Here is a 14,061-nt window from a genome sequence, read left to right as displayed (position 1 = left end):
TGCTGCGTTCGGCGTCAGCGGACGTGGTCCACGTCGACGAGGTCGACGCGGACGCCCCGGCCGCCGATGGCGCCCACGACGGTGCGCAGAGCGCGTGCGGTGCGGCCGTTGCGGCCGATCACCTTGCCGAGGTCGTCGGGGTGGACCCGGACCTCGAGCACCCGCCCGCGGCGCAGGTTGCGCGAGGCGACCTGCACATCGTCAGGGTTGTCGACGATGCCCTTCACGAGGTGCTCGAGAGCCTCCTCGAGCATGCTCAGGCCTCGGTCGACTCGGACTCGGCCGGAGCCTCGTCCTTCTTCTCGGCCTTCTTCTTCGGGGTGATCGCCTCACCCTTGCCCTCGTCGTCGCCACCGAGCGCCTCGAAGGACGGACGGGCCGACTTCTCGGCCGGCTGCAGCAGCGGCGCCGGGGCGGGCTCGCCCTTGAACTTCTGCCAGTCGCCGGTCTTCTTCAGGATGGCGAGCACGGGCTCGGTCGGCTGGGCGCCGACGGAGAGCCAGTACGCCACGCGCTCGGCGTCGACCTCCATCACCGACGGGTTGTACGTCGGGTGGTACTTGCCGATCTCCTCGATGGCCCGGCCGTCACGGCGGGTACGGGAGTCGGCGACGACGATGCGGTAGTGAGGCGAACGGATCTTGCCCAGACGCTTCAGCTTGATCTTGACTGCCACGGGAGTGGGTTCTCCTGGATTTGACGTGGGTGGGCACGGCGGGAAGGCCGCGTGGGGTTGCGGTACCCGAGTGCCCGATGGACGCGTCAGCCGGAGGAGAGAGGGGTCCTGTGCGACTGTCGAGTACAGCTAGCCATTGTGCCACACGCGTGCGGACCCGCCGGACCGAGGGCCGGACCGGAAGGCGGACCGGGCACCGCGCACCGCGCCCGGATCCGGCTGCCACGAGCAGCCGGATCCTCAGCCCGCCGCCGCGCCGACCACCTCCGGGATACGGAACGGCTTGCCGCAGCCGCCGCACATGATCGGGGCCTGGGCCAGCACCGACGGAACGACCCGCACGTTGCGCCCGCAGTCGCAGACGGCCTTCACCCGCACCCCTCCCCCGGAGGAGCCGTGGCGGGCGGCCGGGCCGCGGAAGCTGCGGGCGGAGTCGGTCGCGGTCGCGGCGGTGTGGGCCTTCAGGGCGCGCTGGAGGCGCTCCATCGTCGGGCGGTAACGGCGCTTCGCCTCGGGGGTGAGCGTGACCAGCGAGAAGCCGCTGCTGGGATGCGGCTCCTCGGGGTGGTCGAGGCCCAACTCCTCGGCGATCGCAAGGAATCGACGGTTGTGATAGCGCCCCGCGCGGGAGGTGTCGCGTACTCCGCGCGCGGCGGCGATGCCGTGGACTGCCTCATGGAGCAGTCGCTCGAAGGAGAGCTCGTGCCCGCAGGCGGACGACGACTCTCCGATCAGGGACTCGGGCGCGGCAAGATCCGGCAGCTCGGTGTGGTGCCGCTGAATGTCGGCCCACGCCTGCGCCAGCTCTGCGGCGAGAACAGGTGGTGTCGTGCTCACGTAATGACAACGAGCCGGGGTGCCGCTGTGTTCCTATTCCGGGGCATCCCAAATAATTTGCACGTACCCGTCAGTTGCCGCTGATGCGTCGCGACGAGGGCGGGTGCGCTGATCTGCGGAGAAGCCTCACAGCTCACCACAAGCTGGTGCGTAGTCCGACGTACGCGCCGGCGCGTAGGCCCCGTCCACGCGCCGGGGTGCGTGGGGCTCGCGCGTGCGCAAGGGGCGTTTCGGCCGCGCTCGCGTCGGCGGGGCGCCACCCGATCGGGCGTATCCCGCCCGAGTCGACGACCGCGACGTTACCGGGTGCGCCCCAGCCGTGCGGCACCGCCCCGTCCCGTACCGCCCCGGCTCGCCGCGCGGCGGCCGCCGAGCCCCCGGACCGTGGCCGGAACCGCCCCGTCGGCCCGGCCGGCACCCGCTGTCATCGCCCGGGGACGGGTTCCGGCCATCCGCCGAAGACGTCGCGCGGGGGCTACCCCGAGTACCGCGCGGCCAGGCCAACGTTGCCGGGAAGTGAAATCTCGCCACAGCGGCCGGGTCCGGGCAAACCGGGCCCCGCTACCACTGGACGCCGCGGCGAGCCCGGAGTTACCTGGCATACGGGGGGAGTGCGAGCGCACTGCACGGGGGCCACGGAATCGGGCACAACGGCAAACACTCGTCGATTGGGGCGCTTTCCTATGACACCTACGCTCGTGCGGCAGCACCCGTCCCACGCGGGGCACGTGCCTCGTGTGGACCCGCGTGCACGCGCGCGTGACTGGTCCGAGATACAGGAGCGGATGCTCGTACCGCTCTACGAGGCCGTCTACGAGCGACTGGACGTGGGCGGCGGCACACGCGTGCTGGGACTGGGCTGCGGTTCCGGACTGGCCCTGCTGATGGCCGCCTCGCGGGGTGCGGCGGTCACCGGTCTCGACTCCCGCTTCCCCGAACGCCTGGAGTTGGCGCGGCGACGGCTGCACGCCGAGACCGCCGGGCCGCCCGGGGGCGGGGCGCGGGAGGGGCGGGACCGGCCCGCGCGTACGGGCGACGGGGTGCGGGTGGTCGAGGGCGCGCCCCGGGACGCGGCGGACCCGTCGGAGCCGCCGTTCACGCTGGTGACCGCCTTCGAGCCCATCGGGTGCCTCGCGGGCGACGCGGACGGGCTCGCCGAGCTGCTCGCCCGGGCGACACCGCTCGCCGCGCGCGGGGCGGCCGTCGTGCTGGCCGGCTGGGGGCCGCCGGAGCGGTGTGCCACGACGTCGGTGCTGCGGGTGGCCACCAAGCTCGCGGACCCGCTGCGCAGCGCGGGCAGCTGGCGCCCCGCCCTGCGCGACGACCTGGAGGAGGTCGCCCAGCGGGCCGGGCTCAGGCCGGACGGCTCGGGACGGGTGGCGTGCCCCTTCGGCTACGCCGACACCGGCAGCGCGGTGCGCGGACTGCTGTCGACCGGCCTCTTCGACGCCGCGATCGCGGCCACGGACGAGGAACAGGTCGACAAGGAGCTGACGGAGGCGCTGCACCCGCACCAGCGGGCCGACGGGACGGTGTGGATGCCGAACGTCTTCCGTTACCTGATCGCCCGGACTCCCTGACGACCGGTTCCGACCGGGCGGGTGCGGCACCTGAACGGCTTCTTCCCACGTGGGTGCGGTGCGGGTGTGAAGGGTGTGAAGATGCCGGTCGGTGCCGCCTCCCGAACCTCCAGGTGGATCCCGGGCCTCTAGTCTGATCCACCGTTCGGGGGAAAGACACATCTGCATACAGGAGCCTGTAGTGCCGCACCACAAGACCGCGCTGCGTCTCGCCGCGCCCGTCGCCGTCCTCGCGCTGGCCCTCACCGCGTGCGGGGGCTCGGACGACACCGACGCCGACGCGAAGAACCCGGCGAGCCCGGAGGCGTCGGCATCTCCCTCCCGGGCGGCCTCGGGCGGGGACCTGGGCACGGGCGAGAGCGCGACGGGCAAGGTCGCGGAGGACCCGGGCGAGGTCACCTACGAGGTCGTGGCGCAGAAGGTGGAGGTCGGTACCGAGGCGGAGGCCGCCGAGGCGGTGGCGGACGCCGCGGACGCCAAGGGCAAGGTGCTGGCCACCGCGCACGTGAAGTACACGCACCAGGGCGGCCCGGCCCTCACCGACGGCTCCAGCGTGCACGACGGCACCACGGTCTTCGCCGACGGACAGCGCGGCGGCATCCTCATCGGCGCCTCCGAGGACGGCCCGGGCTGCGAGGACCCCTACGACGTGGACAGCTGGAAGCAGGGCGAGAGCCACGTCTTCTGCGAGACCTACGTGATCCCCGCGGGCGCCACGAGCGTCGAGGTCCACTGGGAGGAAGAGGACGGCGAGCCCTACGTCTGGAAGTTCCCGCAGAAGTAGGGGCCCGCGCCAAGGCGCTCCCCGGAGACGGGCCTCCGCGCGCAGGCGCACCGGGAGGGGCCGAAGGTGATCAGACCTCCGGCCCCTCCTTCGTCAGCCGGGTGATCCCCGCGATCCGGTAGGCGTCCGCCTCGTCCAGCGTCTCTTCGGCGAGCAGCGCCTCGGCGAGGGCGTCGAGCCGCCCCCGGTGTTCGCGCAGCTTGTGCACGGCCTCCGCGTAGCACTCGTCGACGACCCGCCGCATCTCGCCGTCGATGGCGTCCAGCGTCGCCGGCGCGGCGGCGAGCCCGTACGCCTGCTGGGCGTCGCCGGGCAGCGCGGAGAGCCGGCCCACCTGCCGGCTCATCCCCCAGCGGCCGACCATGCCGCGCGCGATCCGGGTGACCTGTTCGAGGTCGCTCTCCGAGCCGGTGGTGATCACGTCGTACACCACCTGTTCGGCGGCCATCCCGCCGAGCGCGCCGATGATCCGCCCGCGCAGGTACTCCTCGGTGTACGCGTACTTGTCCGCGTCCGGCGTCGACAGCGTCACGCCCAGCGCCCGGCCGCGCGGCACGATGGTGATCTTGCGGACGGGGTCGGCGCCCGGCTGCAGCATCCCCAGCAGGGCGTGACCGCTCTCGTGGTAGGCGGTGCGCCGCCGCTCCTCCTCGGGCATCACCAGGGGCCGTTCGGCGCCGAGCTGGACCTTCTCCAGGGCCTCGGAGAGGTTGGCCTGCGTCACCCGGTCCTGCTTCCGCTTGACGGCGATCAGCGCGGCCTCGTTGGCGAGGTTGGCGAGTTCCGCGCCGGTCATGCCCGGGGTCGTGCGGGCCACCTGGGCGAGGTCGACGTCGGGGGCGAGCGGGATCTCCCGGGTGTGGATCTCCAGGATCGCCCTCCGGCCGCCCCGGTCCGGCGGCGAGACGCTGACCACCCGGTCGAAGCGGCCGGGGCGGGTGAGGGCGGGGTCGAGGATGTCGGCGCGGTTGGTGGCGGCGATGACGATCACGCCCTCGGCGCCGGAGAAGCCGTCCATCTCCGTGAGGATCTGGTTCAGGGTCTGCTCGCGCTCGTCGTGGCCGCCCATGCCGGACCCGCCGCCGCGCGCGCGGCCGATGGTGTCGATCTCGTCGATGAAGATGATCGACGGCGCCACCTTGCGGGCCTCGGCGAACAGCTCCCGCACCCGGGACGCGCCCACGCCCACGATCATCTCGATGAACTCGGACGCGGACGCGGAGAAGAACGGCACGCCGGCCTCGCCGGCCACCGCGCGCGCCAGCAGCGTCTTGCCGGTGCCGGGCGGACCGGACAGCAGGACGCCCCGGGGCATCTTGGCGCCCATGCGGCGGTAGGCGGCGGGGTTCTTCAGGAAGTCGACGACGTCACTCAGCTCGCCTTCCACCTCGTCGATCCCGGCGACGTCCGCGAAGGTGGTGCGCTGCTTGCCCGGCTCCAGTTCGACCGGCTTGGGCGGCGCCTTGCGGCCGAGCATGCCGCCCGCACCGCCGCCGAGGGCGCCGCGCATCCGCCGGGCGATGAAGACCCACAGCACCACCAGGAGCAGCATCGGCGCCAGCGCGATCAGCAGGTTGACCAGGAAACTGCGCTGCTGGACGACGGGCTCGGCGGTGACGGTGACGTCGTGCTCGGTCAGCTCGTCCCAGAGCCGGTCGTCCGCGAAGGTCGGCCGCTCGGTCGTGAACTTGGTGTACGTCCCGTCGCCCTCCGGGTTGTCCCGGGCCTTCCTCAGCTGGCCCTGGATGGCGTCGCCCTTGGCGTAGATCTTGCTGACGTTGCCCTCGTCGACCTGCTTGCTGAACTCCGTGTAGGAGATGGTCGGCTCGTCACCCTCGTTGAAGAAGGAGAGCACGAGGTTGGCGATGAGGTAGACGACCAGCGCGGCCAGGACCAGGTTCCACCAGCCGCCGCGCATCCTCCTGCCACCGGACGGCGGCTTGTCGGGCTCGTCGGGCGTGCCCTCGGTGCGCCAGGGAGGCTCGGGTGCCTTGCGCGGCGGGGACGGGTTGGTCATACCGGGACGTTACGACAGGAAAGCCGCGCGAGCATGCGGGTGTACGACGCCGGGGGCGCCCCCTCCGAGGAAGGGGCGCCCCCAGTGACGTACGGACCGGCGCGTCAGCCCATGAACTTCTTGAACTCCTCCGGGAGCTCGAAGTCCTTGCCGCCCTGCTGCGGCAGGCCGAGGGCGCCCCCGCCCTGAGCGGCGGCGGCGCGGCGGGCGGCCTCCTCCTGCTCCTGCTGCTTGCGCTTCATCGGGTTGCCGGAGCGCTGCTTGCCCTTGGCCTTCTTCTGCTGCTTCTTCTGCCGGCCGGGACCGCCACCCATGCCCGGCATCCCCGGCATCCCGGGCATGCCGCCGCCCTGGGCCATGCGGGACATCATCTTGCGGGCCTCGAAGAACCGCTCGACCAGGTTCTTCACGGCGCTGACCTCGACACCGGAACCCTTGGCGATACGGGCGCGGCGCGAGCCGTTGATGATCGTCGGCTCCTGGCGCTCGGCCGGGGTCATCGACTTGATGATGGCGGCCGTGCGGTCGACGTCGCGCTCGTCGAGGTTGTTGATCTGGTCCTTCATCTGGCCCATGCCGGGCAGCATGCCGAGCAGCTTGCTGATGCTGCCCATCTTCCTGACCTGCTCCATCTGGGCCAGGAAGTCGTCCAGGGTGAAGTCCTGGCCCTTCTTGGACGCCAGCTTGGAGGCCATCTTCTCGGCCTCTTCCTGGCTGAACGTCTTCTCCGCCTGCTCGATCAGGGTGAGCAGGTCACCCATGTCGAGGATGCGGGAGGCCATCCGGTCAGGGTGGAAGGCGTCGAAGTCCTCGAGCTTCTCGCCGTTCGACGCGAACATGATCGGCTTGCCGGTCACCGAGGCGATCGACAGGGCCGCACCACCGCGGGCATCGCCGTCGAGCTTGGAGAGCACCACGCCGTCGAAGCCGACGCCGTCGCGGAAGGCCTCGGCGGTGTTGACCGCGTCCTGACCGATCATCGCGTCGACGACGAACAGGATCTCGTCGGGGCTGACGGCGTCGCGGATGTCCGCGGCCTGCTGCATCAGCTCCTGGTCGATGCCGAGGCGGCCGGCGGTGTCGACGATGACCAGGTCGTGGACCTTGGCCTTGGCGAACTCGATGGAGTCCTTGGCGACCTTGACCGGGTCGCCCACGCCGTTGCCCGGCTCGGGCGCGTAGACCGCGACGCCGGCGCGCTCGGCGACGACGCTGAGCTGGTTGACGGCGTTGGGGCGCTGGAGGTCACAGGCCACCAGCAGCGGCGAGTGCCCCTGCTCCTTGAGCCAGTGGCCCAGCTTGCCCGCGAGGGTGGTCTTACCGGCACCCTGCAGACCGGCCAGCATGATCACGGTCGGCGGCTGCTTGGCGAAGCGCAGGCGGCGGGTCTCGCCACCGAGGATGGCGACCAGTTCCTCGTTGACGATCTTGAGGACCTGCTGGGCCGGGTTGAGCGCCTTGGAGACCTCGGCGCCGAGGGAGCGTTCCTTGACGCGCTTGATGAACGCGCGCACCACGGGCAGGGCCACGTCGGCTTCGAGGAGCGCGATGCGGATCTCGCGGGCCGTGGCGTCGATGTCCGCCTCGGACAACCGGCCCTTGCCGCGGAGATTTTTGAAAGTCGCGCTAAGGCGGTCGGAGAGGGTATCGAACACGGTGGCGTCGGTCCTCGGAGTCGGGGGCGTCTGAGCGTCTTCCAGGGTATCCGGCTCCGCGGGACATTCGTCCCCGCCCGCCGCATCCGGCCTCCCGCCCGCCGCTTCCGGCGGACGGGACCGTCCCCGAGGTCACCCCCGCAGTGCCTCCTCCAGCGCTCTCGCCACGTCGCCCGCCTCCTCCCCCGGCAGTCGCGCGCCCTCCGGACCGGTGACGTAGAAGGCGTCCACGGCGTTGGAGCCCAGGGTCGAGGCGTGCGCACTGCGCACCCGCACCCCCGCCGCCTCCAGCGCCCGCCCCAGCCGGAACAGCAGTCCGGGTGCGTCCTGCGCCCGGACCTCGATCACGGTGGCCAGCCGGGACGCGGCCGGCGCCACCGTCACCCGGGGCGGGGGCGGCGCCACGCCCCGGCGCCGGGGGTAGGCGGCGTCGCGCTCGGCGAGTCGCGCGGCGATGTCCAGGGTGCCGTCCAGGGCCCGGACGAGGTCGGCGCGGAGGCGGGCGGCCTGCGGCAGCGAGCCGTACTCGGCGGCGACCCGCCAGTCCAGCAGCAGCACGGTGCCGTCCACCCCGTCCGGCAGCGGCAGGGACCGCAGCTCCGCGGTGCGGACCGTCAGCCGGTGCATGGCCAGGACCCCGGCGACCGCGGGGAGCACGCCCGGCTGGTCGGGCACGGCGATCAGCAGCTCCACGCCGAGCGGTTCCGGGGCGGCGGGCGGCGCGGCGCCGCCCGTCGGCGCCGGATCGCCGGTCTGCGCCGGAGCGGCCGGCGGTTCGGTCTGGGCCCGCAGGGCGAGCACCGGCCCGCCGGTGCGGAACGCCTCGACGGCGAGCCGTTCCTGCTCGGCGGTGGGCGCGCCCGCCTCGGGCTCCGCGGGCGGGTCCCCGGCCAGGACCGCCGCCACCCGCTTGACCAGGTCGGCGACGAGGGAGCCGCGCCAGGAGGACCAGGCCGCCGGTCCGGTGGCCAGCGCGTCCGCCTCGGTCAGGGCGTGCAGCAGCTCCAGGGTCCCCTCCGTGCCGACCGCCTCGGCGACCGTGCGGACGGTGACCGGATCGTCGAGGTCGCGCCGGGTGGCCGTCTCGACGAGCAGCAGATGGTGCCGTACGAGGGTGGCGAGGACCGCGGTGTCGGCCCGGTCGAAACCGATGCGGGCGGCCACGTCCCGGACGATGGTCTCCCCGGCCACCGAGTGGTCGCCGGGCCAGCCCTTGCCGATGTCGTGCAGCAGCGCGGCGACCAGGAGCAGGTCGGGCCGGTGGACCCGGCGGGCGAAACCGGCGGCGCGAACGGCGGTCTCGATGAGGTGACGGTCGACGGTCCACACGTGCACGGCGTTGCGCTGCGGGCGGCAGCGCACCCGCTCCCAGTCGGGCAGCAGCCGGGTGACCAGCCCTTCGGCCTCCAGCGCCTCCCAGACCTGCACCGTGGGCCGGCCCGACCCCAGCAGGGTCACCAGCTGCTCCCGTGCTTCGGCGGGCCAGGGCGTGGGCAGCGGGCCCGCGCCGGCCGCGAGGCGGCGTACGGCGTACCGGGAGAGCGGGAGGCCGGCCTGGGCGGCGGCGGCAGCGGCCCGCAGTGGGAGGACCGGATCGCGTTCGGGGCGCGCGGTGCGGGCGAGCACCACCTCGCCGTCCTGCTCCACGACGCCCTCGGCGAGCGGGGAGCGTTCGGGGGCGGGCTTGCCGCCGCCCAGCAGGGCGCGCAGCCTGGGCCGCACGGAGCGCGCCCGCAGCACGCGCCCCACCTCGCGCCAGGTGACGTCCCCGGCGTAGGAGATGACGCGGGCCGCCTCGTACACCTGCCGCAGCAGCGTGTCGGCGTCGAGCAGGCCCAGCTCGGCGGCCACCTGGTCCTGCTCCTGCAAGGCCAGCCGGTCGGTGGCCCGTCCCGTCGCCAGGTGCAGGGCGTCGCGTACGTCGAGCAGGCGGCGCCGGGCGTCGGCGAGGCCCTCGCGCGGGGCGTCGGCCAGCCAGGAGGCGGCGACGGCGCGCAGCGCGGTGGCGTCCCGCAGGCCGCCGCGTGCCTCCTTGAGGTCGGGTTCCAGCAGGAACTGCAGCTCGCCCTGGCGTTCGGCGCGCTCGGCGCACAGCTCGCGCAGCTCGGGCAGGCGTCTGGGGGCCTGGTTGCGCCAGTCGGCGAGGACGGCGGTGCGCAGGGAGGCGGTCAGTCCGAGGTCGCCGGCGAGGTGGCGGGCGTCCAGGAGGCCGAGGTGGACCTTGAGGTCCTCACCGGCCGTCTTCCGGGCCTCGCCGGGGGTGCGCACGGAGTGGTCGAGGGCCAGTCCGAGGTCCCACACCGGGTACCAGAGGCGGTCGGCGAGGGCGGCGACCGCCTTGTCGTCGCCTCCGTCGTGCAGCAGGAGCAGGTCCAGGTCGCTGCGCGGGGACAGCTCGCCGCGGCCGTAGCCGCCGACGGCGACCAGGGAGACACCCCGCAGCGCTCCGGCACCGGCGGTGAAGAGGCCGGCCAGCCAGTCGTCGGTCAGCGCGGCGAGGGCGGCACGGCGCGGCGGCCCGGACCGCGCCCCCTCGGTGAGGAGGCGCAGCCGGGCCGCCGCGTAGCCGCCGGGTCCGGAGTCCTCTGCTTCGTTCGTCACGTCCGTACTCGTCACCCGGCGACTCCTGTCCTGTTCGTCCCGCCTCAGAGGGCGTCCGGGCCGCGCTCGCCGGTCCGCACCCGTACGGCCGTGTCGACCGGGACGGACCAGACCTTTCCGTCACCGATCTTGCCGGTGCGGGCCGCCTTGACGACGACTTCGATGAGCTGTTCGGCGTCGTCGTCCTCGACCAGCACCTCGATGCGGATCTTGGGCACCAGGTCGACGGTGTACTCGGCACCGCGGTAGACCTCGGTGTGGCCGCGCTGGCGGCCGTAGCCGCTGGCCTCGGTCACGGTCAGTCCGTGGACCCCGAAGGCCTGGAGCGCCTCCTTGATCTCGTCGAGCCGGTGCGGCTTGACCACGGCGGTGATGAGCTTCATGCGTCCACCTTCTTGCTCTCGGCCTGGGCGGCGGGCGCGGGGGCGGCCGCCGGAGCGGTCGTCCGGGCGGCACCGCCGCCGGCGCCGCTGAAGTCGTACGCGGTCTCGGCGTGCTCGGCCTGGTCGATGCCGGCCACCTCGTCGTCCTCCGGGACCCGCATGCCGATCGTCCTGTGCAGGATCAGGGCGAGGATGGCGGAGACGACCAGGGAGTAGGCGAAGACGCCGAAGACACCGGCGCACTGCTTCCAGAACTGGTCGAGGCCGCCGCCGTAGAACAGGCCCTCGACCTCGGACTGGCCCTTGCCGGTGGCGAAGAGGCCGACGAGGAGGGAGCCGAGGATGCCGCCGACGAGGTGGACGCCGACCACGTCGAGGGAGTCGTCGTAGCCGAACTTGTACTTCAGGCCGACCGCCATGGCGCACAGCACGCCGGCGACGACGCCGATGGCGATGGCGCCGAGCGGGGAGACCGCGCCGCCCGCCGGGGTGATGGCGACCAGGCCGGAGACGGCGCCGGAGGCCGCGCCCAGCGTGGTGAAGGCGCCGTGCCGGATCTTCTCGTAGGCGAGCCAGCCGAGGACGGCCGCGCCCGTGGCGACCTGGGTGTTGACGAACATCAGCGCGCCGACGCCGTCGTCGTTGCCGAGCCAGGAGCCGGCGTTGAAGCCGAACCAGCCGAACCAGAGCAGGCCGGCGCCGAGCATGACCAGCGGCAGGCTGTGCGGGCGCATCGGGTCCTTCTTGAAGCCGACCCGCTTGCCGATGACCAGGATCACGCCGAGCGCGGCGGCACCGGCGTTGATGTGCACGGCCGTACCGCCGGCGAAGTCGATGACGCCCAGCTCGAAGGCCCAGCCGCCGGCGCCCCACACCCAGTGGGCGACGGGGAAGTAGACGATCGTGGCCCACAGGGCGACGAAGAGCGCCCAGGCCGTGAACTTCACCCGGTCCGCGAGGGCGCCGCTGATCAGGGCGGGGGTGAGGACGGCGAACATCAGCTGGAAGACCAGGAAGACGAAGACGGGGATGGTGTAGCCGTCCCACAGCTCGGTCAGGCCGATGTTGCTCAGGCCCACCCAGTCGGAGTTCCAGCCGATGAGGCTCCCCGAGTCCGTGCCGAACGCCATGGAGAAGCCGTAGAGCACCCACAGGACGGTGACGATGCCGAGGCTGATGAAGCTCATCATCAGCATGTTCAGGGTGCTTTTGACGCGGACCATGCCTCCGTAGAAGAAGGCCAGGGCCGGGGTCATGAGCATCACCAGGGCGGAGCAGATGAGCATGAAGCCCGTGTTGGCGGCAGAGAGCTCCGTCTCTGCGGCGAGCGTGATGGCTGGAGCCATCGGCGTCTCCTCGTCGTTGGTACGGCCCCGTGCGGGCGAAGCCTGGGCGGGCAGTGAGGGGTGGGCCGGTTATGCGCCAAGAGATTGGCGCAGCGCGGTTTCGGTGGACGCCCCTCGTTGTTTCGCCGCCGTGACGAAGGCACTGTGCGTGTTACGCGTCGGTGAACTGCCGGATGCGGGGCCGGGCGCCCGTGGGCGCGGCGGGATGCCCCGGCCGGGGACGCGAGCCGGCCGCGACGGCCTCCGAATGACCTGGCATGGGGGAGCCGAGTCGGGCAGTTCGGGAGGGCCGGCCGCGGCCGGGGCTGGTGGGGGTCAGACCGCTTCGGCGGTCTCCGGGAGTTCCTGCGCGAGCCGTTCGGTCAGGTCGATGACCTCGCCGAGGTCGCCGAAATCGCGTACGGCCGTGTCGACGGTCTTGCGGATGCGGGTGTTGACGCGTTCGGAGCGGACCTTCTTGGCGATGCCCATGGCCTCGACGGCCAGTCCGGTGGCGTGCTCGGGCTCGCGGCGCAGCAGGTGCACGGTGGCCATGCCGATGAGGTTCAGCGCGTAGGAGCGCTGGTGTTCCTCGTCCTCGGCGAACAGCTCCACCGCGCGGCGCATCAGCGGCTCGGCCAGGGAGGCGTAGGTGGGGCTGCGGCCCGCGACATAGGCGAGGTCGCGGAAGGAGTGGCTGTTCTCCCCGTACAGCTCGGCCTCGGAGAAGAAGCGGATCCAGTCGGGGTCGGGCTCGTCCCACTCGTCGGCCTCGGCGAAGGTGTCCTCGGCCATCCGCACCGCGCGCTTGCAGCGGCCGGGCTGTCCCATGTTGGCGTAGGCGCGGGCCTCCATCGCGTACAGCATCGACTGGGTGCGGGGGCTGGCGCAGTCCCGGCTGCCGTACTGCGCGAGGTGGATCAGCTCCAGGGCGTCGTCGGGCCGGCCGAGGTGGATCATCTGCCGGCTCATGCTGGAGAGGATGTACGAGCCGAGCGGCCGGTCACCGGCTTCCTTGGCGGCGTGCAGGGCGAGGACGAAGTACTTCTGCGCGGTGGGCTGGAGCCCCACGTCGTACGACATCCAGCCGGCCAGCTCGGCCAGCTCGGCGGCGACCTTGAACAGCTTGGCGCGGGTGGCCTCGCCCTGGGGCTCCTGGAGCAGGTCGGTCACCTCGTGGAGCTGGCCGACGACCGCCTTGCGGCGGAGGCCGCCGCCGCACTGGGCGTCCCAGCGGCGGAACATCACCGCGGTGGACTCCAGCAGCTCCAGCTCCGGCCTGGACAGGCGCCCGCGCGCGCGTGAGCCCGGCGCGGCCTCGCGTCCGGCGCCGGTGGCCGGGGGCGAGGGGACGAGCCAGCGCTGCATGGGCTCGATGAGGGACGGGCCCGCGGAGAGGGCCAGCGAGCTCCCGAGGAAGCCGCGCCGCGCCAGCATCAGGTCGCTGCGCGAGAACTCGCTGAGCAGGGCCACGGTCTGCGGGCCCGTCCAGGGCAGGTCGACGCCGGTGGCGGAGGGGGTCGGGCGGGAGGTGCGCAGGCCCAGGTCCTCGACGGAGACGACGACGCCGAAGCGCTCGGAGAACAGCTCGGAGAGGATGCGCGGGATCGGCTCGCGCGGATTCTCGCCGTCGAGCCAGCGGCGCACGCGCGAGGTGTCCGTGGAGATGTGGTTGGCTCCGAGCTGGCGGGCCCGGCGGTTGACCTGACGGGCCAGCTCGCCCTTGGACCAGCCGCTGCGGGCGAACCAGGAGGTGAGCAGCTCGTTGGGGCGCTTGTCGGCGTGCGAAGCGCTTCCCGCGTCCGTACCGCTTCCGCCGTTGCCGCTCACTGGAACGCCCCCATCCCTGGAACCACCTGTCGCCGAGTGCGCCAAGCCCTATCAGAATGCCGGTGGGCGGGGCCTTCCGTCCGGCGGTTGCCGGCCTTCGAACGGAAAGCCGAGTTGCCTCCGGCATACCCACGAGTGCATGTGCCCCACGGCTTCATGCACACAAAGTAATCCTACGATCACCCGTCCAGCCATGGCGATTGCAGAATCGCCACCATTCGCCACCCCTTCGAATGAACTCACGGTGGCCCGCACGCGATTCACTTGACATAGGCCAACCGGGAGTCGGTGCAACGGTGCACTCCGGGGCGCGCGCCTGCCCGCACGCGACCCGGAGTGCATCAGGACGCTGTCTGAACCGCGCCACACTGGG

The 14,061-nt window shown here is 72.6% G+C and carries 11 protein-coding genes; 2 read left to right on the top strand and 9 right to left on the bottom strand.

Annotated features, from left to right (window positions below):
• Positions 1–14: 14 nt before the first annotated feature.
• The 3 genes from ACFZP7_RS24970 to ACFZP7_RS24960 form a co-directional block, all read right to left on the bottom strand.
• The gene (locus tag ACFZP7_RS24970) at positions 15–254 is read right to left on the bottom strand and encodes an RNA-binding protein (protein WP_003973401.1); all 240 of its coding nucleotides are present in this window, start codon (positions 252–254) and stop codon (positions 15–17) included.
• 2 nt (positions 255–256) lie between these two features.
• A complete protein-coding gene (gene rpsP / locus ACFZP7_RS24965; protein WP_019328776.1) occupies positions 257–676 on the bottom strand; it encodes a 30S ribosomal protein S16 in 420 nt (139 codons plus the stop codon).
• Between the two features lie 240 nt (positions 677–916).
• Entirely contained in the window at positions 917–1,513 is a 597-nt protein-coding gene (locus tag ACFZP7_RS24960; protein ID WP_019328775.1) for a hypothetical protein, read from the bottom strand.
• Positions 1,514–2,196: 683 nt separating this feature from the next.
• Here ACFZP7_RS24960 and ACFZP7_RS24955 point away from each other — a divergent pair.
• Both ACFZP7_RS24955 and ACFZP7_RS24950 read left to right on the top strand, forming a co-directional pair.
• Positions 2,197–3,093 carry a class I SAM-dependent methyltransferase gene (locus ACFZP7_RS24955; protein WP_127444723.1) on the top strand — a complete coding sequence of 299 codons (897 nt, stop codon included), beginning with the start codon at positions 2,197–2,199 and terminating at the stop codon, positions 3,091–3,093.
• Between the two features lie 181 nt (positions 3,094–3,274).
• Entirely contained in the window at positions 3,275–3,877 is a 603-nt protein-coding gene (locus tag ACFZP7_RS24950) for a hypothetical protein (protein WP_385631280.1), read from the top strand.
• Positions 3,878–3,947: 70 nt separating this feature from the next.
• On the opposite strand, the gene ftsH is transcribed toward ACFZP7_RS24950, so the two are convergent.
• The 6 genes from ftsH to ACFZP7_RS24920 all read right to left on the bottom strand — a co-directional run bounded on the left by ftsH (position 3,948) and on the right by ACFZP7_RS24920 (position 13,688).
• Positions 3,948–5,894: an ATP-dependent zinc metalloprotease FtsH gene (gene ftsH, locus ACFZP7_RS24945; protein ID WP_127444722.1), complete on the bottom strand. Its 1,947-nt coding sequence runs from the start codon at positions 5,892–5,894 to the stop codon at positions 3,948–3,950.
• Between the two features lie 104 nt (positions 5,895–5,998).
• A complete protein-coding gene (gene ffh, locus ACFZP7_RS24940; protein WP_125769687.1) occupies positions 5,999–7,549 on the bottom strand; it encodes a signal recognition particle protein in 1,551 nt (516 codons plus the stop codon).
• A gap of 132 nt (positions 7,550–7,681) precedes the next feature.
• On the bottom strand, positions 7,682–10,165 hold the full coding sequence (locus tag ACFZP7_RS24935) for a [protein-PII] uridylyltransferase (RefSeq protein WP_385635795.1): 2,484 nt from the start codon (positions 10,163–10,165) through the stop codon (positions 7,682–7,684).
• A gap of 29 nt (positions 10,166–10,194) precedes the next feature.
• On the bottom strand, positions 10,195–10,533 hold the full coding sequence (locus ACFZP7_RS24930) for a P-II family nitrogen regulator (RefSeq protein ID WP_019328769.1): 339 nt from the start codon (positions 10,531–10,533) through the stop codon (positions 10,195–10,197).
• Positions 10,530–11,879, bottom strand: coding sequence for an ammonium transporter (locus ACFZP7_RS24925; RefSeq protein WP_385635792.1), 1,350 nt, complete (start codon positions 11,877–11,879; stop codon positions 10,530–10,532). The genes ACFZP7_RS24930 and ACFZP7_RS24925 overlap by 4 nt, the downstream gene beginning before the upstream one ends.
• 315 nt (positions 11,880–12,194) lie before the next feature.
• Positions 12,195–13,688, bottom strand: a complete 1,494-nt coding sequence (locus tag ACFZP7_RS24920) for a hypothetical protein (RefSeq protein ID WP_127440976.1) — start codon at positions 13,686–13,688, stop codon at positions 12,195–12,197.
• Positions 13,689–14,061 lie beyond the last annotated feature (373 nt).

Source organism: Streptomyces sp. SudanB5_2050 (assembly GCF_964272335.1).
GTDB classification, from domain to species: Bacteria; Actinomycetota; Actinomycetes; order Streptomycetales; family Streptomycetaceae; genus Streptomyces; species Streptomyces rochei.
This window is presented reverse-complemented; position numbering and strand designations above follow the sequence as displayed.